This window comes from Flavobacterium akiainvivens, from assembly GCF_001278115.1.
Classification (GTDB): domain Bacteria; phylum Bacteroidota; class Bacteroidia; order Flavobacteriales; family Flavobacteriaceae; genus Flavobacterium; species Flavobacterium akiainvivens.
In genome coordinates, this window is sequence record NZ_LIYD01000005.1 from 825,071 (window position 1) to 851,829 (window position 26,759).

General features: G+C 41.2%; 31 protein-coding genes. 22 read left to right on the top strand and 9 right to left on the bottom strand.

The features are described from left to right. Positions 1 to 31: 31 nt before the first annotated feature. The 4 genes from AM279_RS03695 to AM279_RS03710 form a co-directional block, all read right to left on the bottom strand. Positions 32 to 550, bottom strand: coding sequence for a DinB family protein (locus AM279_RS03695; RefSeq protein WP_054406308.1), 519 nt, complete (start codon positions 548 to 550; stop codon positions 32 to 34). Further along, entirely contained in the window at positions 551 to 3,124 is a 2,574-nt protein-coding gene (locus AM279_RS03700; RefSeq protein WP_054406309.1) for a phosphoenolpyruvate carboxylase, read from the bottom strand. An 80-nt stretch (positions 3,125 to 3,204) separates the two neighbouring features. Then, entirely contained in the window at positions 3,205 to 3,684 is a 480-nt protein-coding gene (locus AM279_RS03705) for an Lrp/AsnC family transcriptional regulator (RefSeq protein WP_026300077.1), read from the bottom strand. A gap of 81 nt (positions 3,685 to 3,765) precedes the next feature. After that, positions 3,766 to 4,932 carry a M14 family metallopeptidase gene (locus AM279_RS03710; protein WP_054406310.1) on the bottom strand — a complete coding sequence of 389 codons (1,167 nt, stop codon included), beginning with the start codon at positions 4,930 to 4,932 and terminating at the stop codon, positions 3,766 to 3,768. 297 nt (positions 4,933 to 5,229) lie between these two features. Here AM279_RS03710 and AM279_RS03715 point away from each other — a divergent pair, with 297 nt between their 5' ends. The 4 genes from AM279_RS03715 to AM279_RS03730 all read left to right on the top strand — a co-directional run bounded on the left by AM279_RS03715 (position 5,230) and on the right by AM279_RS03730 (position 8,427). Beyond that, the gene (locus AM279_RS03715) at positions 5,230 to 5,670 is read left to right on the top strand and encodes a helix-turn-helix domain-containing protein (RefSeq protein WP_236688487.1); all 441 of its coding nucleotides are present in this window, start codon (positions 5,230 to 5,232) and stop codon (positions 5,668 to 5,670) included. Between the two features lie 267 nt (positions 5,671 to 5,937). Next, positions 5,938 to 6,600 (top strand): spermidine synthase, encoded by a 663-nt coding sequence (locus tag AM279_RS03720; protein ID WP_054406312.1) that lies wholly within the window; start codon positions 5,938 to 5,940, stop codon positions 6,598 to 6,600. Then, the gene (locus tag AM279_RS03725) at positions 6,600 to 7,316 is read left to right on the top strand and encodes a phytanoyl-CoA dioxygenase family protein (RefSeq protein ID WP_054406313.1); all 717 of its coding nucleotides are present in this window, start codon (positions 6,600 to 6,602) and stop codon (positions 7,314 to 7,316) included. The genes AM279_RS03720 and AM279_RS03725 overlap by 1 nt, the downstream gene beginning before the upstream one ends. A 226-nt stretch (positions 7,317 to 7,542) precedes the next feature. After that, on the top strand, positions 7,543 to 8,427 hold the full coding sequence (locus AM279_RS03730; protein WP_054406314.1) for a glycoside hydrolase family 16 protein: 885 nt from the start codon (positions 7,543 to 7,545) through the stop codon (positions 8,425 to 8,427). Positions 8,428 to 8,836: 409 nt separating this feature from the next. Here AM279_RS03730 and AM279_RS03735 read toward each other — a convergent pair whose 3' ends face one another. Next, on the bottom strand, positions 8,837 to 9,214 hold the full coding sequence (locus AM279_RS03735) for a hypothetical protein (RefSeq protein WP_054406315.1): 378 nt from the start codon (positions 9,212 to 9,214) through the stop codon (positions 8,837 to 8,839). Positions 9,215 to 9,584: 370 nt separating this feature from the next. Between AM279_RS03735 and recG the strand changes: the two genes are divergently transcribed. From recG to AM279_RS20590, 5 genes are all read left to right on the top strand, one after another. After that, the gene (recG, locus tag AM279_RS03740) at positions 9,585 to 11,684 is read left to right on the top strand and encodes an ATP-dependent DNA helicase RecG (protein WP_054406316.1); all 2,100 of its coding nucleotides are present in this window, start codon (positions 9,585 to 9,587) and stop codon (positions 11,682 to 11,684) included. A 131-nt stretch (positions 11,685 to 11,815) separates the two neighbouring features. After that, positions 11,816 to 12,583 (top strand): polysaccharide deacetylase family protein, encoded by a 768-nt coding sequence (locus AM279_RS03745; RefSeq protein ID WP_082344173.1) that lies wholly within the window; start codon positions 11,816 to 11,818, stop codon positions 12,581 to 12,583. 89 nt (positions 12,584 to 12,672) lie between these two features. Then, positions 12,673 to 13,464 (top strand): glucose 1-dehydrogenase, encoded by a 792-nt coding sequence (locus tag AM279_RS03750; RefSeq protein ID WP_054406317.1) that lies wholly within the window; start codon positions 12,673 to 12,675, stop codon positions 13,462 to 13,464. 118 nt (positions 13,465 to 13,582) lie between these two features. Next, positions 13,583 to 13,978 (top strand): hypothetical protein, encoded by a 396-nt coding sequence (locus AM279_RS03755; protein ID WP_054406318.1) that lies wholly within the window; start codon positions 13,583 to 13,585, stop codon positions 13,976 to 13,978. Between the two features lie 158 nt (positions 13,979 to 14,136). Further along, on the top strand, positions 14,137 to 14,304 hold the full coding sequence (locus tag AM279_RS20590) for a hypothetical protein (protein ID WP_160316424.1): 168 nt from the start codon (positions 14,137 to 14,139) through the stop codon (positions 14,302 to 14,304). Position 14,305: 1 nt separating this feature from the next. Here AM279_RS20590 and AM279_RS03760 read toward each other — a convergent pair whose 3' ends face one another. After that, the gene (locus tag AM279_RS03760; protein WP_054406319.1) at positions 14,306 to 15,409 is read right to left on the bottom strand and encodes a serine hydrolase domain-containing protein; all 1,104 of its coding nucleotides are present in this window, start codon (positions 15,407 to 15,409) and stop codon (positions 14,306 to 14,308) included. A gap of 208 nt (positions 15,410 to 15,617) precedes the next feature. Here AM279_RS03760 and AM279_RS03765 point away from each other — a divergent pair, with 208 nt between their 5' ends. Then, positions 15,618 to 16,361, top strand: coding sequence for a hypothetical protein (locus tag AM279_RS03765; RefSeq protein ID WP_054406320.1), 744 nt, complete (start codon positions 15,618 to 15,620; stop codon positions 16,359 to 16,361). An 81-nt stretch (positions 16,362 to 16,442) separates the two neighbouring features. Here AM279_RS03765 and AM279_RS03770 read toward each other — a convergent pair whose 3' ends face one another. After that, positions 16,443 to 16,787, bottom strand: coding sequence for a hypothetical protein (locus AM279_RS03770; protein WP_054406321.1), 345 nt, complete (start codon positions 16,785 to 16,787; stop codon positions 16,443 to 16,445). Between the two features lie 20 nt (positions 16,788 to 16,807). Beyond that, the gene (locus tag AM279_RS03775; protein WP_054406322.1) at positions 16,808 to 17,005 is read right to left on the bottom strand and encodes a hypothetical protein; all 198 of its coding nucleotides are present in this window, start codon (positions 17,003 to 17,005) and stop codon (positions 16,808 to 16,810) included. Positions 17,006 to 17,182: 177 nt separating this feature from the next. Between AM279_RS03775 and AM279_RS03780 the strand changes: the two genes are divergently transcribed. The 4 genes from AM279_RS03780 to AM279_RS03795 all read left to right on the top strand — a co-directional run bounded on the left by AM279_RS03780 (position 17,183) and on the right by AM279_RS03795 (position 19,565). Continuing rightward, positions 17,183 to 17,425: a type II toxin-antitoxin system ParD family antitoxin gene (locus AM279_RS03780; protein WP_054406323.1), complete on the top strand. Its 243-nt coding sequence runs from the start codon at positions 17,183 to 17,185 to the stop codon at positions 17,423 to 17,425. Further along, positions 17,422 to 17,652, top strand: a complete 231-nt coding sequence (locus tag AM279_RS03785) for a type II toxin-antitoxin system RelE/ParE family toxin (protein WP_074961523.1) — start codon at positions 17,422 to 17,424, stop codon at positions 17,650 to 17,652. Before AM279_RS03780 ends, AM279_RS03785 begins: the two co-directional genes overlap by 4 nt. A 248-nt stretch (positions 17,653 to 17,900) precedes the next feature. Further along, positions 17,901 to 19,145, top strand: coding sequence for a site-specific integrase (locus AM279_RS03790; RefSeq protein WP_054406324.1), 1,245 nt, complete (start codon positions 17,901 to 17,903; stop codon positions 19,143 to 19,145). A 99-nt stretch (positions 19,146 to 19,244) separates the two neighbouring features. Beyond that, positions 19,245 to 19,565 carry a hypothetical protein gene (locus AM279_RS03795; RefSeq protein WP_054406325.1) on the top strand — a complete coding sequence of 107 codons (321 nt, stop codon included), beginning with the start codon at positions 19,245 to 19,247 and terminating at the stop codon, positions 19,563 to 19,565. Between the two features lie 190 nt (positions 19,566 to 19,755). Here AM279_RS03795 and AM279_RS20935 read toward each other — a convergent pair whose 3' ends face one another. Beyond that, complete coding sequence (locus tag AM279_RS20935; RefSeq protein WP_262494122.1) at positions 19,756 to 19,887, bottom strand: hypothetical protein; 132 nt, start codon at positions 19,885 to 19,887, stop codon at positions 19,756 to 19,758. 341 nt (positions 19,888 to 20,228) lie between these two features. Between AM279_RS20935 and AM279_RS03800 the strand changes: the two genes are divergently transcribed. From AM279_RS03800 to AM279_RS03835, 8 genes are all read left to right on the top strand, one after another. Next, positions 20,229 to 20,621, top strand: a complete 393-nt coding sequence (locus tag AM279_RS03800; RefSeq protein WP_054406326.1) for a single-stranded DNA-binding protein — start codon at positions 20,229 to 20,231, stop codon at positions 20,619 to 20,621. A gap of 44 nt (positions 20,622 to 20,665) precedes the next feature. Then, entirely contained in the window at positions 20,666 to 21,739 is a 1,074-nt protein-coding gene (locus AM279_RS03805; protein ID WP_054406327.1) for a DUF932 domain-containing protein, read from the top strand. Between the two features lie 54 nt (positions 21,740 to 21,793). Next, the gene (locus AM279_RS03810) at positions 21,794 to 22,405 is read left to right on the top strand and encodes a PRTRC system protein E (RefSeq protein WP_054406328.1); all 612 of its coding nucleotides are present in this window, start codon (positions 21,794 to 21,796) and stop codon (positions 22,403 to 22,405) included. Between the two features lie 19 nt (positions 22,406 to 22,424). Further along, positions 22,425 to 22,643, top strand: coding sequence for a PRTRC system protein C (locus AM279_RS03815; protein ID WP_054406329.1), 219 nt, complete (start codon positions 22,425 to 22,427; stop codon positions 22,641 to 22,643). Between the two features lie 16 nt (positions 22,644 to 22,659). Beyond that, positions 22,660 to 23,814 carry a hypothetical protein gene (locus tag AM279_RS03820; RefSeq protein ID WP_054406330.1) on the top strand — a complete coding sequence of 385 codons (1,155 nt, stop codon included), beginning with the start codon at positions 22,660 to 22,662 and terminating at the stop codon, positions 23,812 to 23,814. A gap of 12 nt (positions 23,815 to 23,826) precedes the next feature. Then, a complete protein-coding gene (locus tag AM279_RS03825) occupies positions 23,827 to 24,552 on the top strand; it encodes a PRTRC system protein B (protein WP_054406331.1) in 726 nt (241 codons plus the stop codon). Beyond that, a complete protein-coding gene (locus AM279_RS03830) occupies positions 24,552 to 25,358 on the top strand; it encodes a PRTRC system ThiF family protein (RefSeq protein ID WP_054406332.1) in 807 nt (268 codons plus the stop codon). The genes AM279_RS03825 and AM279_RS03830 overlap by 1 nt, the downstream gene beginning before the upstream one ends. Positions 25,359 to 25,697: 339 nt before the next feature. Then, positions 25,698 to 26,690, top strand: a complete 993-nt coding sequence (locus AM279_RS03835) for a hypothetical protein (RefSeq protein WP_054406333.1) — start codon at positions 25,698 to 25,700, stop codon at positions 26,688 to 26,690. Positions 26,691 to 26,759: the final 69 nt, after the last annotated feature.

The following is a 26,759-nucleotide window of genomic DNA, read 5'->3' on the forward strand; positions in this document are numbered from 1 at the left end:
AGGCAGCCATCTGCTACCTGCTATCTGAAAACTACAAATACCTCTCCTCAAACACCTTTTGGTGGTGGTTTTGGTGGCCTATAATGGCAAAGCCCAGTGCACGCACGCTAATGGTATAGCCCGAAGCGGTACCGGTGCGTTTCAGCTCTTCATCGTTAAGTGATTTAAACAGGGCTATGGTGCTGTGGCGCACCAGCGAAAGCTCGTTAAGCAGCGCCGTTAAATGGCGTTCGTTGCCACGGGCGGTATCGCCATACTGTGCCTCGTCAAAGCCCGGCAACGGGGTGCTGTCGCCACGGCTTATGCGCAGGGCGCGGTAGGCAAAAATACGCTCAGTATCAATAAGGTGCTGTATAATATCTTTAATGGTCCATTTGCCCGGCGCATAGCGGTAATCAAACTTATCCATGGGTATGTTGCGCACAAAATGCACAAAATTGTTTACACTTACCTCAAGCTCCTCAGCCAGTGCCCACTCGGGGCTTACAAGGTCAAGGTACATTTTTTGGTACGGGGCATATTCGCCCTCCTGTATATCGGTAATTTTCATTTAGGCAGAATTACGTGCAGCGTTAATGTTGCCAAACAGCGAACGGGTTACAATTTTCTCGTAGGTTTCCAGCAGGGCATCGTCTTCCTTGCCGTTTTTCATCTGGCGGATTTTGTTAAGCGCATACTGCTGTATGGTAAGCAGCGGCACCACAATATGCTCGCGCAGCTTTATAGAAGCACGCCCATCAGGATAGTTTTCCATCAGCTCCTTATAGCCCGAAATTTTAAGCAGCAGGCGTTCCGTTTCCTTAAATTCATCATAGATAATCTGCCAGAATGCACCAAACTCCTCATCATCTTTCATATAAGCCGTTAGCGGGAAGAACGATTTGGTAAGCGACATCATACTGTTTTCCAACAGCGTACGGAAGAAAAGCGAGTTGTGGTACAGCGCCTGCACCTCTTCCCACCTGCCCTCTTTTTCATAATGGCCTAAAGCATGGCCTACGCCAAAAAAACCCGGCACGTTTTGCTTAAGCTGGCTCCACGAACCCACAAACGGAATAGCACGCAGGTCGGCAAAATCAAGCTCGCTGCCCTTGTTGCGCTTGGCAGGGCGGCTTCCTATATTGGTTTTGGCATAGTAGTTTAGCGTACTCATTTTTTCAAGGTACGGAAGGAATTTAGGGTGTGCCTTAAACTTCTTGTATTTTTCATACCCCAGCTGGCCCAGGCTTTCCACAAGGTCGTGCTGCTCCTGTGTAAACTGCTTCTTCTCTTTTTCAAACACCCCGTTTGTAATACCGGCGCTCAGCAGGTTTTCAAGGTTAAAGCGGCACGAATCAAGCGTACCAAAGTTAGAGCTAATGGTTTGGCCCTGTATGGTTATCTGTATCTCGTTGTTTTCTATGCTTGCACCCTGGCTTGCATAATATTTATGGGTCTTGCCGCCGCCGCGTGCCGGTGGGCCGCCGCGACCGTCAAAAAACACCACCTTAACATCATAATTGCGTGCCATTTGCGTAAGGTTTTCCTTGGCCTTAAATATACCCCAGTTGGCCATAAGGTAGCCACCGTCTTTAGTACCGTCGCTAAAGCCCAGCATTATGGTCTGGCGGTTGCCGCGGCGTTTCAGGTGGGCTGCATAATGGGCATTGGTATACAGCAGCTCCATAACGTGGCCTGCCTCTTCAAGGTCGTCCACAGTTTCAAACAGCGGCACAATGTCTACCGGCGGGTTTTCAAAGCCCAGCAGGTCAAACATGGCAAGTAGTTCCAGTACGTTAAGCGCACTTTCGTTATTACTGATAATGTAGCGGTTACAGCCCATCTGCCCGTTGCGCTGCTGTATGGTTTTTATGGCAAGAATGCTCTCCAGCGTACTTTTGGTATCGCCTTCAAAATCTTCGGGCGCTATGGTTGCATCAAGCCTGCCCAGGGCTTCTAATTTTGCCTTCTCGTCGCTTTTTTCATAATCAGTAAGCGATGTGTCGTTTTTAGAAAGATAATCTATTACATCGGCAAAAACAGCGTTGTGTATCTTGCTGTTCTGCCTTATATCCAGCGATGCAAAGTGGAAACCAAACTGGTTTACCTTGTTTATAAGCCCATCTACCAGGTCAAGGTACAGGCTTTGGTGCTGCTCTACAATAAGCGTGCGAATTTCCTGCAACGTGGCCTTAAGCTCGTCAAGCTCAATAAAAATCTCGCCCTTGCTGTAAAAAACAGAGCGGTACAGCTTGTCTTCAAGCATGGCTATCTTATCCTGCACGCTGTTAAACGTAAGCCTGCGCTTTAGTGTGCGGATATCGGTATAATAACAATTAAGTATCGAGGTGCGCAGCCTGTCGGCCACTTTTAGTGTAATCTCGTTGGTTACAAACGGGTTGCCGTCGCGGTCGCCACCCGGCCAAAAGCCCAGCGCAATAGGCGAATGCTCAAGCGTACCATCTTTATAAATAGCATCCTGAATGTAGTGGTTTATATCGCCCGCTGCCGGGTAAAACATATTTTCCAGGTACCACAGCAGGCTCACGGCCTCATCATAAGGCGTGGGTTTTTCCTTTTTAATAAACGGGGTTTTGCCCAGCTGTGCCAGCAGGTCTTTTATCTGGTTCAGGTTGTTTTGCTTAATGGCTTCGGTTAAGTCGGTTATAATGCCCAGTACACTTCCCGGATAAAACTGTGTGGGGTGCGCGGTAAGCACCGGCCTTACGCTAAAATGCTTCAGGAATTCGCGCAGTTCGTGTATGCGCCCCTGCCCTTCGGCCTTTTCACGGCTTTCGCGGAGAGAGCCTGCGCCTTCAAGGTTATTAAGTGTTTCATAAGCAGCGTCTTCAATAGCATCAAAAAGCACAATCTGGCGCTCTACATACTGTATAAAACGGAACATAAGGCCTATGCGTGCCTGTTCGTCCATATCCTGCAAATACTTATCGGCAAATTCATTAAAAATTTCGTCGGGGCTTTTGCCGTTTTTAAAACCTTCTTCGCAAATTTCGGTAAACAGCGGCAGCAGCACGCCCGTATTGTCTATTGAACGGAACGGCAGGGTAATAAAAATACTGTTATACAACTGGTATTTAAGCTCTACCTGTTCTTTAAAGCGTTCAATCTTGGTAGCTGGGTACATTGGCAATAATTTTTGGTTGAATTTAATAAAAAAACCTCCATGTTCAGGGCATGGAGGTCTTAATATTTTGTAAAAAATTCTTACAGGTCTTTAAAGATGGTGTGCATCAGCCTTTTCTTGTCGTTGATGCTTTCTTCAAGCGAAATCATGGTTTCAGTCCTGTACACGCCTTCAATATCGTCTATCATAAAGATAACCTCTTTAGCGTGCTTGGTGTCTTTAGCCCTTATCTTGCAGAAGATGTTAAACTTACCTGTGGTAACGTGTGCCACGGTAACAAATGGTATTTCGTTTATCCTTTCAAGAACAAATTTTGTTTGAGAGGTGTTGTGCAGGAACACGCCCACGTATGCGATAAAAGAATAGCCCAGTTTTTCATAATCAAGCGTAAGAGAAGAACCCATTATAATACCGGCATCCTCCATTTTCTTTACCCTTACGTGAACAGTACCGGCAGATATAAGCAGCTTCTTGGCTATATCAGTAAACGGCACCCTTGTATTGTCGATCAGCATGTCCAGTATCTGGTGATCAACTTCATCTAAACGAAACTTGCTCATAGAATGTGTTTTTTAGGTTAAAATCAGTCTTTGTCTTCTATTGTTGTTACATTATCCACAATCCGAACAAGAAAATTGCTATTAAACAGGCAATCCGTTAACAAAATTTTTAGAATCACCTATGCTAAAATCTGCTTTTTCGTCAATTTTTGGAAATTTGGCACCGTCATGAGACGTAAATTCTGCCTGCCCGCAGTCAATTTCTACATGGCCGTAAAAACCATCTAAATTGCCTATTTCTCTAATAAATGCTCGAAATATTACAGATTTTTCAAATAACACTTCCTTGTATTGTGATGCAAAATTCGTGATTTTTTCTTTATTTTCATAATTTATTTTAACTTTTTTGAGAATCACGTCATAAAATATAATCTTATTTTGAGGAATATTGAAATATTCATCTTTTTCGTTAACAACTATATCGTTTTCGTAAATCTTATGAAATCCTGAAAATAATGCAAAAAATATAAACTTACGGGTTTCCTCACGTTCATAATCATTTTCATAATGCCCGGCCTCAAAAAGCACCGTAGGCACCCCAAGCGACTGAAACATATCGCCTATACAATTGATGTTGAATGAATCATCAAAACGGCCCACCTGCCCCGGTATATATTGCTGTAGTGTTTGGTTCATGGCTGCAATCAGGTCTATAGCCTGCCGGCGGCACGGGTTAATTTCCCTTTCCTCATTGTAAGACGGGGCTAAAAACGACACCGTAGCCGGCTTTGGCCTCTCATTACCCTCCTGTAGCCCGAAAATAGTGCGCTGGTCGTGCATATTGTAGGCAAAATGCGGCTTATAGTCCTCAAAAGCCTGGCGTAATATCCTGCTTTCCGGCTGCGACAGGTTAACCGAATCACGGTTAAGGTCAACATTATTGGCATTTTCGCGGGTGTATAACTCAGCACCGTCCGGATTTACCATTGGCAGTATATAGAAGGTAAAATGCTGTTTAAAGGCTGCCGCAAGCGCTTCTTCGCTTTTAAGGAAGTGTATAAAGTCAAATACCGCCTTGGTAGTAGTGCCCTCGTTACCGTGCATCTGGCTCCATATAAAAATGCGTGTTGTACCGGTACCTGTTTTTATGGAATATACAGGCTTGTCTAAAACAGAGCGGCCCAATACACCAACTTCAAAATTGTTGCCCAGGCTTTGTATAATAGGTTCAATATGCTCAAGGGTTATATAGCGGCCGTGCAAAGCCGACTCTTTATAAGTAGTAAATAGCGTTTCAAGTAGTGTCATTTGGCTGAAAATTTTTACAAAAGTAAACTTTACTCAATTTACAATTGTAAATCAACGTGTTTTACAATTGTAAATTACCTCATACTTGCATAAATCATTCTTACAATTGATGTTAATACTAATATTCAATATTTTAAAATTCAATTGATTATACTAATCAATTAAACTAAAATATTAAATATTATAATTACCTTAAATTGATTTTTTAAACATTAAAATATTTTGTTTACATTTGTAAAATCAACCTGTTTTACAATGTTAAACATAGAAGATTTTATCCGACGTATCCAAATCTTAATGGATTATTACAATATTTCAGCTTCTGTTTTTGCCGATAAGCTTACCGTGCAGCGCTCCAGCCTCTCACACCTTATGAGCGGCCGCAATAAGCCCAGCCTGGATTTTATTATGCGTATCACCGAAGCCTATCCGGAAGCCGACCTCTACTGGCTGCTCTACGGCCAGGGGGAATTCCCAAAGAATAGTTCACAGTCGCAGTCGCAGTTTACAGGAAACCCACAGGAAAGTTTTAAGTCACAGTCTCAGTTTACAGCAGCTACTGCCAATACGGTTGCAGAAAACGAATTGGATTTATTTTCAAGAGAAGAAAGCGTACAGCCGGAATTTTCAGAAGCCCAACAACTGCAAACTGAGACTACGACTGAAAACTTAGAAATAGAGCGTATTGTAATTTTCTACACAAACGGTACTTTTAAAAATTACAATCCGGGCCAATAAAAAACCCCGGCTGTTTTCTAAAAAACAGGGCCGGGGCCATTAACCAATAAAACAAACACAAATTATCTTTAACCCTTCTAAAAGTATATTGTCAATGAGTATACATTTTATCGGTTAAATACTTTTGCTATTGTAAAGTTACCACCCATTGATGTTAATTTCTTAAAACAATTCGTTAAACTGTTCTTAATTGTTTGGCTGCCAGCCTTTGGCAAATTTTACAATTACACCTTAAAATTTTACCTTTACAGGGCTTAACCATACCCCATGCTTAAAAAAATCCTGAGCTTTTTTATACCTGTAAATGTCGCCAAAAAACACTCTGACGTAAGCCAGCAACTGGAGGTTACCCTTAACTATGGCAAGCTGGTGCTCGACAGCAAAAACACCAACTATTCTTACGGCAGCCTGCAGCGCATCCTCCGCAAAGGGTTGCACTACATAGGCTATGAGCGAATACGTGGCTTTAAAGAAGTTTTGGTTTTGGGCGTGGCAGGCGGCAGCGTGATTAAAACCCTGGTTGACGAAATAGGCTACAAAGGCAACATTACCGGTGTTGAAATTGATGCCAAAGTTATTGAGGTGGCCAACACCTACTTTGGCCTTAATCAAATCCCCAACCTCAATATTGTTATTGAAGATGCTTTTGAATTTGTACTGAAAAGCCAGAGCAAGTACGACCTGATAATCATCGACATCTTTAAAGATACCGAAATGCCGGCCTTTTTGTTTGAAGATTTCTTCATAAAACATATCAAACAAATGCTAAATGTAAATGGTTTTATCTTATTTAATACCATGACATTAACAAAACAACACTTTGAGCGTAACCAGGCTTTTAAAGCGCATTACGATGATTCTTTCTCAGTAAGGTTATACCCCAAGGTTGAAGTACACAACGAACTGTTTACCATAAAAAAATTACGATAATGCAGTACGCCGCATACAAACCGGAAGTTGCCTCAAACGGCTTTGCTGTAATCGAAAATATTTATTCTGAAGACGAGCGGCTGCAAATTATAAACGTTATTGAGGGCACTGATACATCTGGCGATACTTTCCGTAAATCAGAAAACCTGTTTGCCATACGCCAGTTTGTAAAAGAAATTCCGCAGGCATTGCCGCTGATTTTTAACGAAAAGCTCAGGCAGGTTATCAGCCAGGTTTTCGGGGAAGACTATTTTATTGTAAAGTCTATTTATTTTGATAAGCCCGGCGGGTCTAACTGGTTTGTAGCCTACCATCAGGATTTAACCGTTTCGGTTGATAAAAAGACTGATGTTGACGGCTATGGGCCTTGGACGGTAAAGCAAAACCAGTTTGCCGTGCAGCCGCCGCTTCATATCCTCGAAAATATTTTCACACTGCGCCTGCATCTTGACGATACCGATATTAATAATGGTGCGCTTAAAGTAGTGCCGGGCTCGCACGCTAAAGGTATCTACAGGCCCGAAACCATTGACTGGCAAACGGAAACCGAAGCCATTTGCAATGTACCCGCCGGTGGGCTCATGATTATGAAACCACTCCTGCTGCACAGTTCAGGCCGTACCACAAATAACAACAACCGCAGGGTTATACATATTGAGTTTAGCAACCACCCGCTGGCTACCCCGCTGCAATGGGCTGAAAAAATGATATATTAAAGCAATCGCGACCCCGGAAATAATCCTGATTTCAATTTTCCCGAATTCTGAATTCTAACTTCTGAATTCTAACTTCTGAATTCTAACTTCTGAATTCTAACTTCTGAATTCTAACTTCTGAATTCTAACTTCTGAATTCTAACTTCTGAATTCTAACTTCTGAATTCTAACTTCTGAATTCTAATTTTAAAATCGTTATCTTCACACTTCCAAAACATCTATCCAAATGAAAAACAAATCATTGCTGGCCGCAGTTGCGTCAGCATTGGCCATTAGCGCCCTGGCTTTTTATGAGAACAATCCGCAAACCGTAAAACCTTCCGTAAAAGAAACCGTAGTGTTTTTTGATGATTTTAGCAGTAAGGAAATAAACCGCGCCAACTGGAATGTGGCCGTAACCGGGCATGTTACCAACAATGAGCTACAGGCTTATGTAGACAGCACCGCCACACTACAATTATCTGATAAAGTAACGGGTGCCAAAAACGGCGCGCTTATTATAAACGCACACTACACGCCCGGGTTTAAAACCAAAGACGGCCAAACGTTTGATTTTATTTCGGGCAAGCTGGAATCGCGCGGCAAGAAAGAATTTGTATACGGCAAAATATCGGCACGCATAAAACTGCCTGCCGGAAGCGGCTACTGGCCTGCCTTCTGGGCGCTGGGCATCAACAAAAAATGGCCTGATTGCGGCGAGATTGATATTATGGAATATGTAGGCGAGGCAGACTGGGTGAGCGCTGCCCTGCACGGCCCAAACTATTCGGGCGAAACACCGCTGGTTAACAAGCTGTTCCTTGAAAAGAAAAATGATGTTACCCAGTGGCACGTTTATACTGTGGACTGGCAAAAAGATGCCCTGCTGTTTTATGTTGATAATGTGCTGTACTACCGCGTTACCCGCCCCATGATTGAAAACTATGGCGCGTGGGCGTTTGATAACACCCATTTCCTTATTGTGAATTTTGCCCTGGGCGGCGGCTACCCTGCCAAGACCAACGGTGTTAAAAAACCATATTTCGGCCTGCCCCAAACCACAGTAGACGACATTAAAGCCGGAAACGCCAAAGTGTATGTAGATTGGATTAAAGTGGTCAAAAACGAATAGTTTTTTCGATAATTCGATAATTCGATTTTTCGATTGTTGGATGATTCGATTGTTGGATGATTCGATTGTTCGATAATTTGTATTATAAGGCATGCCTCAGAGACTCCCGATAGTTATCGGGGACGGGCTGACTGGCTTTCACGCAACTACTCCGGCTTGTCACGCTGAGCCTGTCGAAGCGCGGCCCAGTAGTTTCCCACTTTTCAGGATACAATCTTTGTGGGCTTCAGGAGTAAAAAACCTGGTGTTCTTAGTGCAAAACCTTTGTGGCCTTGGTGTCAGAAAAAATCAAACACTATTTGTGTCTACACCATAGTCCTCCTGAGCGGTGACCAAAAGGGCGGGGTAGTTTTCTATTTATATCGAATTATCGAAAAATCGAATCATCCAACCATCGAACAATCCAATCCTAAAGATACTTAGATATAATCTCATAATCCTCATACACCACATCAACCAGCTGCATTTGCACCACCTGGTAGTCAAACCCATTACTAACCATTTGCGGCAGATGGTTGTCAGAAAGCATTGCTGCGGCTTCACGCCAAACATCATCTTCTGTAGCAATAGCAGCAGACTCTATAAGCAGTACATTTTTATATTTAGAAATAGTGTGCAGCACGTCTTCGGGTATCAGCGGGTTATCGGCCAGCATAATTATAAGCGCCGATTTTTGCGACACAGCCTCAGTAAGCGCCGTTTTAAAACGGCCGGTATTTTGGGGTAACGACAGTTCGCTGCCGCCGGGTATAAGCAATAGCGTTGTTGCTAAGGGTTCAGGTTGCATTATGCAGTAATTTTGCCGCGAAATTAGGCAACACCCTACTTAACATATTGCCAATTAACATTACTATAAGGGGTGTTTTGGGTTAAATGTTTTTAAGGAGATTGTTAGATTCTTAGATGGTTATAATTTTCGACCGGACGCATTTATTTTTTTATACACAAAGCTTTGTGTGCTTGTAGGTAGATTTTTCTTGGTGGCCTTTGTGTCTTTGTGTTTAAAAAATTATCTTCGTATTTATTTTTGGGCAGAGTTCTCAAAAGTGATTAATTTTTGAATATTGCTTATATTGTGGTTAGTAAACCTGGTCACAATTGTTAGAGTGACGGAACACCTGCCTTCTAAGCAGGCGGTTATAGCTGAATAATTTTGGATGAACAACCTGCTTGAAACCCCCATAGAATACCTTAAGGGCGTGGGCCCGGCACGTGGCGAACTGTTGCGCAAAGAGCTGGGCATCCACAAATATGCCGATTTGCTCAGCCTTTTCCCCAACCGCTATATAGACCGCACGCGCTACTACCGCATTAACGAGCTGATTAACAACGGCAGCGAGGTTCAGGTGGTAGGCAAGGTCATTCACCTTAAAACCGTGGGCGAAAAACGTACCCGCCTGGTAGCCACCTTTACTGATGGCACCGGCGATATGGAACTCGTGTGGTTTCAGGGCCAAAAATGGATTCGCGAAAACATAAAACTCAACCAGCCCTATGTAATTTTTGGCAAAACCACGGCCTTTAATGGCGTGTTCAATATGGCACACCCCGAAATGGAGCCCCTTGCCGAACACGAGGCCAGCCTGCGCAGCGCCATGCAACCCGTGTATCCCAGTACCGAAAAGCTCACACAGCGTGGCATTACCAACAAGGTAATGAGCAAAATGATGCAGCAACTGTTTATGGAAACCCAGGCACTGTTTAGCGAGGCACTCCCCCAGCCGCTTATTAACGAGCTTAGCCTGCTGCCCAAAAACGTGGCGCTGTTTAACATACACTTTCCCAAGAGCCAGGATTTGCTTACCAAGGCACAGTTTCGCCTAAAGTTTGAGGAACTGTTTTTCATTCAGCTGCAGCTTATAACCAAGAATTTAATTCGCAAACATAAAATCAAGGGCCACCCGTTTGGCAGCGTGGGCAGTTATTTTACCGATTTTTACCAAAACCACCTGCCCTTTGAGCTTACCAATGCCCAAAAGCGGGTGCTTAAGGAAATACGTAACGACCTTGGCCAGCCCGCCCAAATGAACCGCCTTTTGCAGGGCGATGTGGGTTCGGGCAAAACCATTGTGGCATTAATGTGTATGCTCCTGGCACTTGATAACGGTTTCCAGGCCTGCCTTATGGCCCCTACCGAAATCTTGGCCAACCAGCACTATTTAGGCTTAAGCGAACTGGCTGAGCCCCTGGGCATCAACATAAAAATACTTACCGGCTCTACCAAAACCGCTGAGCGTAAAATAATTCACGAAGCGCTACAAAGCGGCGAATTGCACATTATCATAGGCACCCACGCTCTGCTGGAAGACAAAGTACAGTTCGCTAACCTGGGCCTTGCTATTATAGATGAGCAGCACCGTTTTGGCGTAGAGCAGCGCAGCAAGCTGTGGCGCAAGAATGATATTCCGCCGCACGTGCTGGTCATGACCGCCACGCCTATTCCGCGCACGCTGGCCATGAGCCTGTATGGCGACCTCGATATTTCGGTTATAGATGAGCTGCCACCCGGCCGTAAACCCATACAAACCGTGCACCGGTATGACAGCAACCGCCTAAAGGTGTGGAAATTTCTTAAAGATGAAATTGCCCTTGGCAGGCAGGTATATATTGTATACCCACTCATACAGGAGTCGGAAAAAATGGATTACAAAGACCTGATGGACGGTTACGAGAGTATTTCACGCGATTTTCCGCTGCCGCAATACAGTGTAAGCATAGTGCACGGCAAAATGAAACCCGCCGAAAAAGACAGCGAAATGACCCGCTTTGCAGCTAATAAAACCAATATAATGGTGGCGACAACCGTGATTGAAGTAGGCGTTAACGTGCCCAATGCCAGCGTTATGGTTATTGAAAGTGCCGAACGCTTTGGCCTCAGCCAGTTGCACCAGCTTCGGGGGCGTGTGGGCCGTGGTGCCGACCAAAGCTATTGCATACTCATGACCGGCGAAAAGCTAAGTAACGACACCAAAACCCGCATTGAAACCATGTGCCGCACTAACGATGGTTTTGAAATTGCCGAAGTTGACCTCAAACTGCGCGGCCCGGGCGATATTATGGGTACGCAGCAAAGCGGTGTGCTTAACCTGCAAATTGCTGATATTGTTAAGGATAAAGAAATACTTACCCTGGCACGCCAGTATGCTATTGCCCTGCTTAAGGCAGACCCCGGTATGATAGCTCCAGAAAATACTGCACTACGCAATGCCTATATTGAAATGACCAAAAAGAAAAACATCTGGAATTATATTTCTTAATTTTTAAAGTTGGAATAGTTTTTGAATCTTAAAATTTTGTTAATAATTTAGTCATCGCCAATGCTAAAAATTTTGCCGCGGCGTTTATATTTAACAAACAATTTTTTGACCAACAAAACACCACCAACTATATGCCCTACTATAAAAAGCTGTACCCGGCTTTACTGCTCTTTTTGCTGATATCGTGCAGCCCCGATGACCCACACGCGGCGGGCGACCCTTATGAAGCCGGTATTGTACTAACTTTTGACGACGATTATGCCGATGAATGGTGTGATGCCGACGAAATTTTGGGTGCTTACAACTGGAAAGCTACCTTTTTTGTTACCAAATACCAGCAGCTTTCGCAGGAGCATAAAAATAAGATTTACGGGCTTGAACTAAATGGCCATGAAATTGCAGGCCACGGCTACAACCATGTAAATTCTAAACAATATGTTGCCGGGAAAAGCACAGAACGCTATGCAAAAGACGAAATCCAGCCCATGATTAAGGCTATGGGTAAAGATGGTTTTAGCCTGCGGTCATTTTCATACCCATATGGTTCGCGCAATGGGCGTATAGATACCTTACTGCTTGATTATTTTGATATTATACGCGGCACTACTTATGGCAGGTATGCACCACAAAAGCAGGCTTGCTATTATAATGGAAGCCGCCTTGTTTTTGGCCTGGGCATTGACCAAAGCTACAGCCATGCCGATATAAAATACCTTAAGAGCCTGATGCAGTATGCCAAAGACCAAAATAAAATAGTGATTTTCTATGGCCATAAACCGGTAGAAAAACCATCTGGCACACACCAGGCCTCCATGAAAAAACTGGAGGAAATCTGCAAATTTGCTAATAAGCTTGGGCTAAAATATTATACAGCAAGCGAACTTTACGGCTTAGAATAACTTATCGCTTCAAAAAGAAACAATTAACATTCCGTTAACCGCGATTTGCTTTTTCAGGGCGTAAATTTGACCTGAAAAATATATAAATCATGAGTTCTTTTAACGGAAAAACCATAATAATTACCGGTGGTGCTATGGGCCTTGGCCTTGCCACCGCTAAAGTTGTTGCCCAGAAAGGCGGCAATCTTACCCTTGTAGACTACAACCAGGAAGCCCTTGATAAGGCTACTGCCGAAATCAAATCACTTACACCGGATGCTAAAATTTTAGGCATTGTTGCCGATGTAAGCAACGAAGAAGCCGTAAAAAATTACGTTAATGCTACCGTAGCCCAGTTTGGCACTATAGACGGCTTTTACAACAACGCCGGTATAGAAGGCCGCCAGGCACCTATTATCAGCTATGATATTGAGGTGTTTAAAAAGGTTATAGACATTAACCTGCTGGGCGTATATTATGGCCTCCGCTATGTAATACCTGTTATGCAAAAACAGGGCGGCGGCAGGATTGTAAACGTAGCATCGGTAGGCGGTATTCGCGGGGTGGTAAACCAAATGCCTTATGTAGCCAGCAAGCACGCTGTAAGCGGTATGACTAAAAATGCGGCTATAGAATATGGCAAAGACGGTATTTATACCAATGCCATTGCCCCGGGTGCTATTCTTACCCCTATGGTTGCCGAAGCCTTTAAACAGGTAAACCCGGCCGACCCACAGGCTGCCGAAACTGAGTATGCACAGCGCAACCCTACCCGCAGGCTGGGCAAGCCCGAAGAAGTGGGCAAACTGGTTGCGTTTCTTTTAAGTGATGAATGCAGCTATGTAAACGGGCAAACCATTGCCATAGACGGTGGTGAGTCTAACCTGTACGGAAATTCATAATACCTCCAAAAACCCCAAATACATTTATAATGCTTAAGAGCCGCAGTAACCTGCGGCTTTTTTGTGGGCCATACGCAACCTTTTTACAGAATTGCATCTTACAAGAAACCAATTGATTATGAAAACAATTTTCTCACTTTTTGCAGTGTTGCTTGTTATAGTAGCCTGTAGTGACGATGATAACAACAACACAAACCCTGAGCTGGTTAACACCTGGAGGCTGACCCAAATACTGGCTGACCCCGGCGATGGTTCAGGTACTTTTACAGCTGTAGAAAGTGATAAAACGCTAAAGTTTGCCGCAAACGGAACAGTAACCTCTAACGGCAACCTGTGTTTTATGGATGTTGCTGCCACTACGGCATCAAGCGGTACCTATAATGACGCTAACGGCACCATAACCGCCCAATGTGAAGCTTCATATACTTTAAAATATGCCATAGAAAATGGGAATCTTATTATAACCTATCCGTGTTTTGAGCCCTGCAAGGCGAAATTTGTGCTCGTAGAATAGCTTTAGAAACTTAACTCTCTATATATGCTGCCTCTGGTTCCTCCGTGGACCGGAGGTTTTTTGTTTGTCAGCACATACACAATAGGCTCATACTTTACCATTCCTTTAAGGCAGTAATTACGTGCTTATGCGTAACTTGGCATTTTAAAGCCATTTTTATGATAGACGATAAAAACAAACAGGGAAAAACCAGTGCCGAAGATAATATGGGCAACAATGCCGAATATGATAAAAACGGCAACATACACCGTACGGATGACCGCGACCGCAATAACAGCGCCGATGACTGGAACGCCGAGCTAAGCCGCACCGGCAGGCACAAATAGCTTAATAGCCTTCAGCAAGCTGGTTAAACAGGTATTCCCAGTTACCATTGCCCTCACTTTCGCCCAGCCTTACAATTATCAGGTTTTTAGACGGGCACACAAATATAAACTGTCCCAGTATGCCCTGTGCGGCATAATTACCGTTTTGCTCCAGCCACCACTGGTATTTATAATACCTTACGCCCCCGTTTGTAGTATCGGGCGTGGTAGATGCCGCAACCCAGTCTTCCGGAACAACCTGTGTACCATTCCAGTTACCTTTATTTAGGTACAGCCTGCCCAGCTTGGCAAAATCGCGGGCACGGGCATTTATGCAGCAAAACGTTTTTTCAAGCCCGTCTTTTTCACGGTCAAGGCTCCAGGTAGCATCATACTCCATGCCCAGGGGTTTCCATATTTTTTCCTGAAGGTATTCGGTAATCTTTTTACCCTTAAGCGCACGCTCTAAAACAAGCCCCAGTATTTGGGTATCGCCGCTGCTGTAGCTAAAGGCAGTACCCGGTTGCTGCGCCAGCTTGCGTTTGTAAATAGCCTTCCTTAAGTTAGTACCGTAATAGTATGTGGCAGCATCGCCAAAAGGGTTTACATAGCTTTCGTTAAACTTAATGCCACTTGTCATTTGCAGCACGTGTTTAATGGTAACCTTGCTTAATTCTTCCTTATTTTTAAACTCAGGTATGTAGTTGGTTATGGGTTCATCAACAGATTGTATAAGGCCGTCTTTAATGGCACAGCCTATAAGCATTGAGGTAACCGATTTAGCCATGGAAAATGATGCCACTACCGCCGCCTCGTCATAACCCCTGAAGTACTTTTCGTAGTGAATGGAGTCGTCTTTTATGATAAGGAAAGCTACCGTTTTATTGTCTTCCAGGTATTTGCCAAATTCAACCTCAGTATTCCCCAGGGTAAGCATTTTAGGAAATTTTGGGCTATCAGACTGCTCAAACGTAAATTTTACCGAATCGTTTGTAGCGGTGCGGTACGGAAATATTTTGTGGTCTGTTATATTGGCAAAGTTATAGTACACAAAACGGCCCATTTTGCACGAGCTAAGGCTGATGATTATAAAACAGGCAGTAAGCAAGCGTAAGCTCTTTTTCATTGTAAGTATTGGTTTTGGCAAATATGAAAAAAATATTTTAACCACACTACCTGTTGCCCCAAAATGCTTTTATACAGGCGTTTTATAATCACAACGTGCCTTTAAGGCAATTTAAGTCTGTAAAAAACGTTATTTACCTACAATTTTGTTAAGTGCCTAAGCACTAATGGCAAAATTTTTGTTACTTTGTTTCTAAAGAAGTTTCTGCATGAAAAAGTATATTTTATTCATAATGCTTTTTACCGCTTTGGGTGCCTGGGCGCAACCCGAAAAGAGGACTACGGGCATATCTATACCCAAGGCTACACCTGATGTGGCCGTGCAGCCTTCGCAAACTACCGTAGCGCCTAACCCCGAGCGTAAAATAAACTACCAGCCGGAAGAAAAAAAAATGTTTGAATACCCGGCATATACGCCGCTTCAAAAAAAGGGCGAAACCTCTATAATGACCGATAATGAGCGCTTTGCCAGCCGTGCCGATGACTACCAGAAACGCACAGAGGTCAAACCCCGTGGCGAAAGTAATGAGGCTTACCGCGGTAACCAGTTTTTTGGCGAGGTACGCAGCAAGTCTAAATATGTGCAAATTATGGCGCGCGACTTTGAGTATGTAGACGGCGACCGCATAAAGGTTTTGGTAAACGATGTTACCGTGGTGGACGAAATAACCCTTACCAGCGATTTTAAAGGCATTACCCTTACGCTTAAAGACGGTTTTAATAAGATTGATTTTGAAGCACTTAACCAGGGTACATCTGGACCTAACACGGCTGAGTTCCGTATTTATGACGATAAGGAAACCCAGATAACCGGCAACCAGTGGAACCTTGCCACAGGCTTTAAGGCTTCAATTATTATTGTAAAAGAAGTTGATGGCAACATGACCCAGCAGGGCGCAACTCAAACGCCGCCTTCATCATCAACATCATCAGATACTTCTCAGGGTAATTAATAAGAACTAATTATTATAGCATACAAAAAATCCCCATTACAAAATTGTAATGGGGATTTAGGTATAAAGACTGGCGTTAATTTAATAACGCTCGTTGGTTTCTTCATAATCCTCGTCATCGCTGGATATGGACTGGTTTTGGTCTTCATCAAGGTCAAGGTTATCTTCAAGCAGGTAATCATCCTGGTTAAAAGCATCACTATACTCGCTGTTTCCCCCTTCCTCATTCCATTCTTTTTTACGGCTTTCGCTGCCATAATCAGCATGGTCAGAATTTAATGTTGGCGTTGTATCATGCGTATAGGTAACTCCGGGCTGCTCTATAGCCAGATATTTGTCAGTATCATCAATATCATTACCCTGAGAGTCGGTTAGCGCATCAAGGTTTTCTAATTCGTCTTTAGTATTCTTAGGTTTATCGTTCATAGCATTTATTTTTAGGATGCTTAAAACAGCAACACGTTTGTAATTTCGTTTAATTTAAGCAACTTAAGGTTTGTTAACAACAGGTTCTTAAGTTGCAGGCTGCACGATGCCTCTTCGGCTTTGTTTACTTCGTTGGCTTCTTTCTGGAAATCGGCCATACTAAGGTGAAAGGCATTTACTAAACTGCCATTCTCTTCCGGTGTAATTGCATGTTCCATGGCATCTAAATTTTAAAGGTGATTATTACATTTTTGGCTACCCTTAAAATTAGCCATAATTATTGTAATAGTTTGATAATTTGCTATTAAATAAATGCCAATTTATATTTCGAATATTTCTTCAGCAACATTGTAATTTATACCAATATTTGGTATTTTTATAAAAATTTATTCGTCATGGCTAAAAACACATCAATACTATTAGGTAACCATTTTGATGATTTTATAAGTAAGGAAGTAGCGTCAGGACGCTATAATTCTGCGAGTGAAGTAATACGCTCGGCACTTCGATTATTGGAATTGGAAGAAGATAAAATTAAGAGGCTCCGAAATGAACTTGAAGAAGGAGAAAACAGCGGTTTTATTGATGATTTTAACCCACAAAAACATCTTGAAAACCTTCGCAAAAAGCACGTATGAATCAATATCGCATTTCAGCAAAGGCCTTTAAAGACCTTGAGGATATTTATGAATATACATTTTTAAACTGGTCTGAAGAACAGGCTAACCGTTATTATCTTCTGCTTATTCAGGAAATACAATATATTTCTGAGCACTTTAATGAGGGTAAAGATATGGGGCATATTAGGCCCGGATATAAATGCAGCAAAGTAAAATCACATCTTATTTTAGATAAAAAAGATTAGTAAAAAGCAAAAATAAGCAAAACGATTAAAATCGTTGCTATACAGTGCTTTATAAAACAGTAGTCTAAATTTGGAACTCGGTGTACGATGGATTTTGGGTTTAAAAAGACAAGGTTGGGTTACTAAATCATTACCTATTTAGGTTGGTAATGATTGATGTAAAAAACTATAATTCAGTCTTTTGCATTATTTTTCATAGTTCCTTGTAACTCATTGATAGTTAATTTTAAACATTAAACAATTGAGTTATGGAGACAGCGAAAAGATCCACTTTCAAGTTACTGTTTTACTTGAAGAAAAATGAACCAAAAAAGAACGGCAACGTCCCTGTCATGGGAAGGATTACCATTGAAGGAATCCCAAAAACATTTGCAACTAAGCTGGAAATCGACCCTAATAGCTGGGATTTAAAACACGGACGTGTATTGGGCAAGAGTAGCCAAGCATTAAACACTAACCAGAAATTAGATAAAATCCGCGTGCGTATCAATAAGATTTACGAGGATATGCTCAAAGATGAAGGCTTTGCAACCGCACAGAAAGTAAAGCTTTCGTTTTTGGGTGTTGGTGTGATGGAAGATTCTCTTCTAAAAGTTTTTAAGAAGAACAATGAGGATTTTGAAACAATGGTTGCTAAGGGAGAACGCTCAGAGAGCACCTATTACAAGTATAAAATTGTTTACAATCACCTCAAGGAATTTATTACTTCCAGGTATTTTAGGGACGATATGGCTTTTCGAGAATTAACATGTGATTTCATTAGAGAATTTGATTTGTTTTTACGTGTAGATAAGGAATGTGCGCATAATACAGTTTGGGTTTACACAATGCCCCTCTATCGCGTAGCAGAGATTGCGATAAAGAATGGAATGATAAGAAAAAATCCATTTGAAGACTACCAGATTTCCATGAAGGAAAATGATCGGAGCTATTTATTAAAGAACCATGTAGAAACCCTTCTTTTCCATACGCTTACAGAAGAAAAACATGAACTTGTCAAAGACCTTTTCATTTTCAGCTGCTTCACGGGTTTATCATATATTGATATCAAGAAACTAAAGAAGAGTAATATCCAATCTTTCTTTGACGGCCATCAGTGGATCATAAGCCGTAGACAGAAATCGGATGTAGCTTCAAATGTCAGATTAATGGAAATTCCTAAGCGATTAATCGAAAAATATGCAGGTGTTACCCGAAACGAATTTATTTTCCCAGTTCCAACCAATAAGGTTTGCAATAGTTATATTAATAAATTAATCCAAGAAGTGAAAATTATAACCGAACAAAAAGTAACGTTTCACACGGCGAGACATACATTCGGAACAATGTTTTTGACCGAGGGTGTGCCACTTGAAAGCCTTAGCAAAATGATGGGACATAAAAATATTTCAACCACACAGATTTATGCTAAGATAACTAGTCAGAAGATTAGCAAAGACATGGATTTGATAGTGCATAAATTTAAGGCTATGGAGGATGCTTTCACACCTTAACAGGTTGTCACTCTGTTTTATAAAAGTATGTCCTTTTGTCGTTTTTTAAAGAATGGTATTCTATTTGTCAAATAGTTAGGCATATAAAACAATTATAGTATGCAAATAATTATACACACAAAAGATGGGGATGCTTTATTCAATAGCATCAATGCAAAAATCAAAAAGGGAGAGTTAAAAACCTGGGAGATTAAACTAAATAAGGATAAAGAGGTTCTTTACAATCACACTCCAGACCAATGGTCTGAAAAGGTTTTATTACAACCTAAAGATCATGCCAACGGTCTTAAAATCGTAACGACTTATTGGTCTAATAGTACGGCACCTGATGAAGCAACTAAAGGCTATATCATTGGAAGGTTTGTAGAGATTTTAATGGTTCATTTTAGAGATCATTTTTCAAAATTGGAGGTTTTTTAGTTTTAAGTAAGCTAAATCATTAAGCAGGATTTAACGATCCTGCTTTTTTTATGCCCGTATTTATCCTCAAAGCACATTTATTTCTCCGACACAAATCCTACTCTTCATAAAAGAGCTTTGATTGGATTTTTTTAATAAAGCATACTGAAAAATCCCCTGCACAACCTTCTTCAATAGTATCCAGTATCCTTTATGTGGCTTCCAAAGCCACTATTGTAATAGTCTTGTTTAAAAAATTCTGCTGCAAGGATGCAGATTTTGTAATCACACAGACCATTTCCCAAATGCCTTTTTCATTGGCCTCCACATCGGTTTTATTCAAGAAGCCGGTATGCTGTTTTGTTCCATTTCAAGAGCAAAGGTATTTCCGTGTTCTTAACGCAGGAACAAGGTCTTGCCCTCCGGGTTTGCAAAATAATCTCCACCCATTCGGGTCGTATTTTTTTGACAAAACCTTGTACCTGCTAAACACTAACCTTTTTATGCTCATGAAACGAAACAAAGCATACTCCGGCTCTTTAGACGAATAAAAAAAATGTCAGAAATGAAAAAATACAGCATTGGAAATGGTAAAAAAGTGAAACGAAACTTCAACACCTCCTCTCATTGCCGAATAAATCAAAAAAAATCAAACAGGAATTTAACAACGTAAAATCGAAAATTATGAACATCACAGGAAGATTGACAAGGGATGCGGAAGTACGCACAACGTCACAGGAAAAACAAGTAGTAAACTTTTCAGTAGCGACAAACGACAGCTACCGTAACAAACAGGGCGAACGCATAGAGCAGACCACCTATTTTGATTGCTCCTATTGGATAACTCCAAACGTGGCAAGACTACTGACAAAAGGCACTATGGTAGAACTATCGGGCAGGGTAAGCACAAGAGCGTGGACAGGAAATGACGGAGAGCCAAGAGCAGGACTGAATTTCCATACGTCAAACATCAAACTGCACGGAGGTAGCAGAAAAACAGAACCTGTACAAGCTACTGTACAAGCCGAAAACAACAAGGCTACAGCACAGGGAACAGAGGACGACCTACCATTCTAATAACAAATATTCATTCATTTTTTAATATCAAAAATTTTAGCATTATGGCACATAATATCAATTTCAACGAGAAAACAGGAAAGTACAGTTTCTTTTCAGTAGAGCAAAAAGCGTGGCACGGTTTGGGGCAAATCGTACAACAATATCCAACAAGTGAGGAAGCTATCAAGCACGCAGGTTTAGACTACGAAGTCGTAAAATCCCCATTGTTTACCAAAGGTTCGGGCATTATCGAAACTGCCAACGGCATAGAAATAGGCAGTAGCGAATTAGACGTACCTAACTATTTCGCCAACATACGCACCGATAACAATGCAGTATTGGGCGTAGTCGGTAAGGATTACCATATCGTACAAAACCGTGAAGTCTTTAATTTTTTTGATGCTATCGTAGGTGGTAACGAGGGCATTCTATACGAAACCGCAGGGGCGTTGGGAAAAGGTGAACGTATTTTTATCACAGCCAAACTGCCCGATTATATCCGTGTAGGCAAAGGCGATGATGTTACAGAAAAATACATTTTTCTGGCCACTTCGCACGATGGTAGCGGAAGCATTACAGCCGCATTTACTCCTGTTAGGATTGTATGCCAAAATACGCTGAACGCTTCATTACGCAGTATGACCAATGTAGTGCGTATCAAACACACTTCGGGAGCAAAACAGCGTATCGAGAATGCTCACAAGATTATGGGATTGGCGAACACATTAAGCAGTCAACTAGAGGGCATATTCAACGATTGGTCAAAGGTAAAAGCGACCGACAATGAAGTCAAAAAACTGATACAGTTGGCACTTTGCCCGAACAAAGAAACCCTTGACCTCATTAAAAAAGGTGCAGAAGATGAAATGTCCACAATTTTTAAAAACACCGTAAACGATGCCTTTGCCTACGCAATGACAAGCGACACACAGCAAATGGACACCACCAAAGGAACGTTATTCGGAGCATATAATGCCGTTACAGGCTATTTCCAAAATGTACGCAGTTACAAAGATAGCGAAGCCAAGTTGCAGAGTATTGTATTGGGTGGTACTGCCCAACTCAAATCACAAAAAGCATTTGACCTGTGTACCGCTTTTGCCTTGGATGGTGCGGAAATCCTAAACCTTAATTAAATAACCACAGGCTACCGCCTTAAACGGTGGTAGCTACTATAAAATTTCAGAACGATGAACACCAATTTTTTTAATCAGATACAGCAGTTGGACTTTATAGGAGTATTGCAACTGAATATTTCCAAAGGAGCAGAAAACAACCTAATCGTATCGGTTTTGCTCAATAACGAACAATGCGGAGATAACGCCAAAAATCTAATTTCTCCATTGACATTTAACGCCACGCCCCAAGAATTTGACGAGGGATTTTTTGAGCAGATAACCGCACCTATACAAAAGGTATCGGGTTTAATGGTGGATATGGAAAAATTCCTAAAGCAAATGGAGGAAGTCAAAAAGCAGTCCGCAATCGAGAAAGAAAAGACCGAGAAAGCAAAAAAGGAAAAAGAAACCAAAGACAAAAAGTTTAAAGACGGAATGGCAAAGGCTGATGAGTTGGAAAAAGATGGCAAATTCCGTGATGCGTGGATAAAAGTTCCCGATATAACGGAGTTTCCCGAAAAAGCAGACGAAATCCGCAAACGTAAAACCGAATTATCAAACAAGTTTGCCACACCGAGCCTTTTCGGAGCAATGGAAGAAGCCACACCCGAACCGCCACAAGCGGAAGAAGTTACAGACGCTTACCCAATTGATGAAACAGACGAAGAAGAAACAGAATATTAACTATTAAAAAACGAGCATTATGTTATTAGCAACACAATTAGAGCGAGTTTTTATACTCAAAGATAAAGGACAAAACATCAGATTGACCGACCCCGAACCACGTTGGAGTGTGGAAGCCGTAATGAATTTTTACGCCAATATGTACCCTATTTTAACAACGGCAAAAGCATCTGCACCGCAAATCAAAGACGATGCAGTCGAGTACAAATTTGAGAGCGTAATGGGAACGAAAGGTTAAACCAAATTTTAAAACAATGAATTATGCAACGCAACACCATATCGGGAACTATCACAATACCCGAACAGCAACGACAAAGGCAATTGCACCGCCAACTAAACGAGTTCGCCAATTGGATGCAAAAGCCAAAGGATGCCAACGGAGTGCGGAAAGACAAACGCAAATCAGTACCGACAGCAATGTTGCCAATGGTTTTCTAAAGTGTACGTTTCTGCCTAAACTGAAAGAAACGAAAACCGTACAGGCTTGCAGGAAATCTGATAAAACGGAAAGGGATTTTTATCAGTCCCTTTCCAAAATGGCAGAGCATTACAAAATTGAACCTATACAGAGCAAACAGTTTTCTTATCCCTACAATATAGCATTGGCAATTTCGGATATGGAAGAAAAACTAAAGCAAAAGGTATTGGATTGGGAAGAAATCCGTTTGGTACAGGACAGTAAGAAAACCCATTTTGTAAGTGAGGAACGCTACAATACAGGGACAACACTTTTTTACATTCCCGTTGCTTCCTTGTATCGAATGTTGCACAACCGCAAGCGGAAAAGAAACGCTCATTTGTTGCTATCCGTTTGTGCTTATTTGTACCACATAGCCGATATTCCATATTATAGACAGCAAGACAGTTATTTGTATTGGATGTATGAAATGATGAACGATTGGGTAGAACAGGACGATTGTACCGATGAAACAGCCGTTTATCTTGAAGAAATCAAACAAGCCGAATACATCGGGGATTATATGGAACAGCGGATTTTCAACCGTATCAATCTGACCGTATTTGAACAGCGTATCAACCGTTTTAAAATCAAAGACGATTTTGACAAAGAGTGTTTGACCATAACAAAAGAAGCCTTTGCACTTTATCAGACCTACCCCAAAGCAAACGTATTCCGCAACGCTAAACCTAACGGAGAAGCATCTGAAGAAGATATGGAAAACATCATCGGTATGGAAAAATACATTTCCTTTTATGCAGACCACAAAGGTTGGCTCAGTGAAAGCCTTATTGAAGCCGTAAATACTGAAATGCAGGAGTACGGACAAATGGAAGAACCCATTATCCAAAAACAGTTTGACGGCAGGGATATAACCGCAAACAACCTTTATTTTGAAAACCGATTGTTTGAGTTACTGCACCGATTAAGCGAGATTTTACACACCTTTTAAAGAATTGGAACTATGGAAACAATTAACGATATAACACAGGACTTTGGCACATTATACCACCCAAAATCCGCTTTGGTATTTTATGAAAGCAAAGGAAGCAATACAGATGTTTATGTAGAGCATTTTGATATGGACAAGAACGGTAATCCGATAAACGCCCACCCTTTAACCGTAAAGGAAGCCAATGTATTGGCAAAGGCATTGAACACAGAACAGGAAAAGAACAAAACCTTTTTGAAATCGAACGGAATTTTGCCAAACAACATTTTGCACATCAATCCCAATGCGGATAAGGGTGCGGTAGTTTGGTACACCAAAGCACAGCAAAGGCAATTGTATTTTGTGGAAAGTTTGGGCATACCGAACGGAAAAGCACCAGTACCGCCAATGCTTTGGAAAGCCAGTAAAAACGGTTTGAGCGTGTTTGCTCTTTCGAGCGATAGAAGACCAACAGAAAAGACAAAATTGTACCATACGCCTTATTTCAACATCTATGAAGATGGTAAAGTATGTATGGGAACGGTAAGTGTTGATATTAAAAAATCCGCTTCGGTTGAGGAATTTATACAGGCTTGGGAGCATTATTTTTTCAATTCCTATTTCAGCCATTTGTTAGGCAATCACACCCCAATAAAAGGCAATTGTGTAACCCTATGGAAAGACCTTGTAAATTCAGATAAACCCTTTCCAAAAGAAGTATTGAAACCGAGTAGCAAAACCCTAAAAAATCTATTGTAATGAAAACAGTAAAAACAGCCATTCATTTTACGGACAATTATTTAATCAGTCCTACCAACCCTATTGAAATTAATTTGATTGGTGCAGGTGGCACAGGTTCAAAAGTTTTGACCGCTTTAATGGAAATGAGCCATAGCCTAACGGAATTAGCACACCCAGGTTTGCAGGTACGGTTATGGGATGATGATATTATCACGGAAGCCAATTTGGGCAGACAGCGATTTGCACCGAGCGAAACAGGATTGTATAAATCCGTAGCCTTGATAAACCGTGTCAATCGTTTTATGGGTACAAATTGGAAAGCGGAAACTCAGAAGTTTGAACGTAATACTTTGGGTGTACTACCCGAAAATGCAAATGCAACCATTTATATTACTTGTGTGGATAATGTACAGGTACGATTTGATATTGCAGAAATGCTCAAAGCGATGAGCAAACGCAGAATGAACCGTGACGAACCCAAGTATTGGTTGGATTTCGGGAACAGCCAACAAACAGGACAAGTGATACTATCTACTATCGGAGAGATTAAACAACCTCAATCAGAGAAATATGAAACGATGGCAAGCCTGCCAATGGTTACGGATGAATTTGGCGAACTGCTGAAACAGTCCGAACAAACGGACGACACGGCAAGTTGCAGTTTAGCAGAAGCATTGGAAAAACAGGATTTGTATATCAATGCGACATTGGCACAAATGGGTTGTTCCTTGCTTTGGTCTATGTTTCGCTATGGAATGACCGAAAATAGAGGCTTTTTTCTTAATCTGAAGAACTTCCAAACCCACCCCCTAAAAGTCGCCTGATAACCAAAATCGGGCGGCAAAAATGCAATTCCTTCCTGCGGTCGGAAACACATTTTTGCATTAACTCGGTACAACCACTTTGCTAAAATGTACCGCTCCATAAATTCCCCTTATTACATTTTACCAAACAGGTTGCGACATCATTTCACGGGATATTCAGTATCCCTTTTGTTGTTTTAGCCAACTTCTTTTCTTTCCACACAGCGACCAAAGAAAAGAAGCAAAAGAACGCCGCTGTTTAAGAATGGATTTTGCCTTTGCGCTTTTTAAATGATATTTTTAATTCATTAAATTTGTCGCTATTTCGTCTTCAAGAAAACCATTCTCAAAAGCTCATTAATGATAGAAACTTCCATTGCGATAACTGTAAACCGAAAATCAGATATTGAAGTAATACAACAAAAAATTATCGAGAACAAAATGCAGTTCCCGGTTTATATTCGAGAATATGAATTTAGTTATCAAATTAATTTCACAAGTGACTATGAGGAATGGGAGTTAGACACAGCAATACTTGATTGTTTCCCTGAATATGAATACACTGCCGATCTGGAAAAAGGAAGAAAAGAAATTAGAATTCACATATCCCGATATCAATCGGAATTTTCGACAGATGGTTGGGGAAGACGAATTGATAATCCTTTAGATGAAACTAAATATCTTGTAAAAAAGTCAGCCAAAAAAGTTGAAAAATTTAATCCTGCAATAAAAGTACTATTCGATAACCAAGAGCAATATTATTATGTAAATATTGTCAACGGTATTAATAAAACAACTGAAGAACAGGGCTTTTTGTTATTAGATGATTTCAAAACTAATAATGAAAACAATAGTGCTGATATTTTAAAGGATAAGCTCTATAAATCTCCTTTAGAAGCTTTTCATTCAGGATACAATAAGATCCATGATTTAGTAAATGCAGACTTTTCTGTATTTCAGGAAGATAAAAAGAAAGCAATTAGAGAAGTACAAAAATTACCACGAAAAATTATAAGAGATTTTATAAATGCTTGTAATAATTCTGTAATAAACGATATTTTGAAAAACCTTGACGAAAACATCAGTTTTGAGAAACGAACAAATTATGTAACAGATAATAGAGTTCAGGGTATTATTGAATTTAAAAAATATCTTGAAACTTCTGAACAGCAATTGTGCGGAAAGAATTTAAAAATAAGATCATCCTGGAGCTTTAAACTGCCATTTGTGGATGTTGGAGTAAAATATTATCCTGTATCAATTGACCAAGGGAAAAAGAACATTTCAAAATATGAACAAATAAAGTTTGAATTGATGGACAATAAGATTGTAAATATTATATATGAAAGCTAAAACACTTTTGGGGTGTTCTTAAATAGCTTTCAATTAGTTTTTATAAATTTACAAACGGCAATCGTTTTT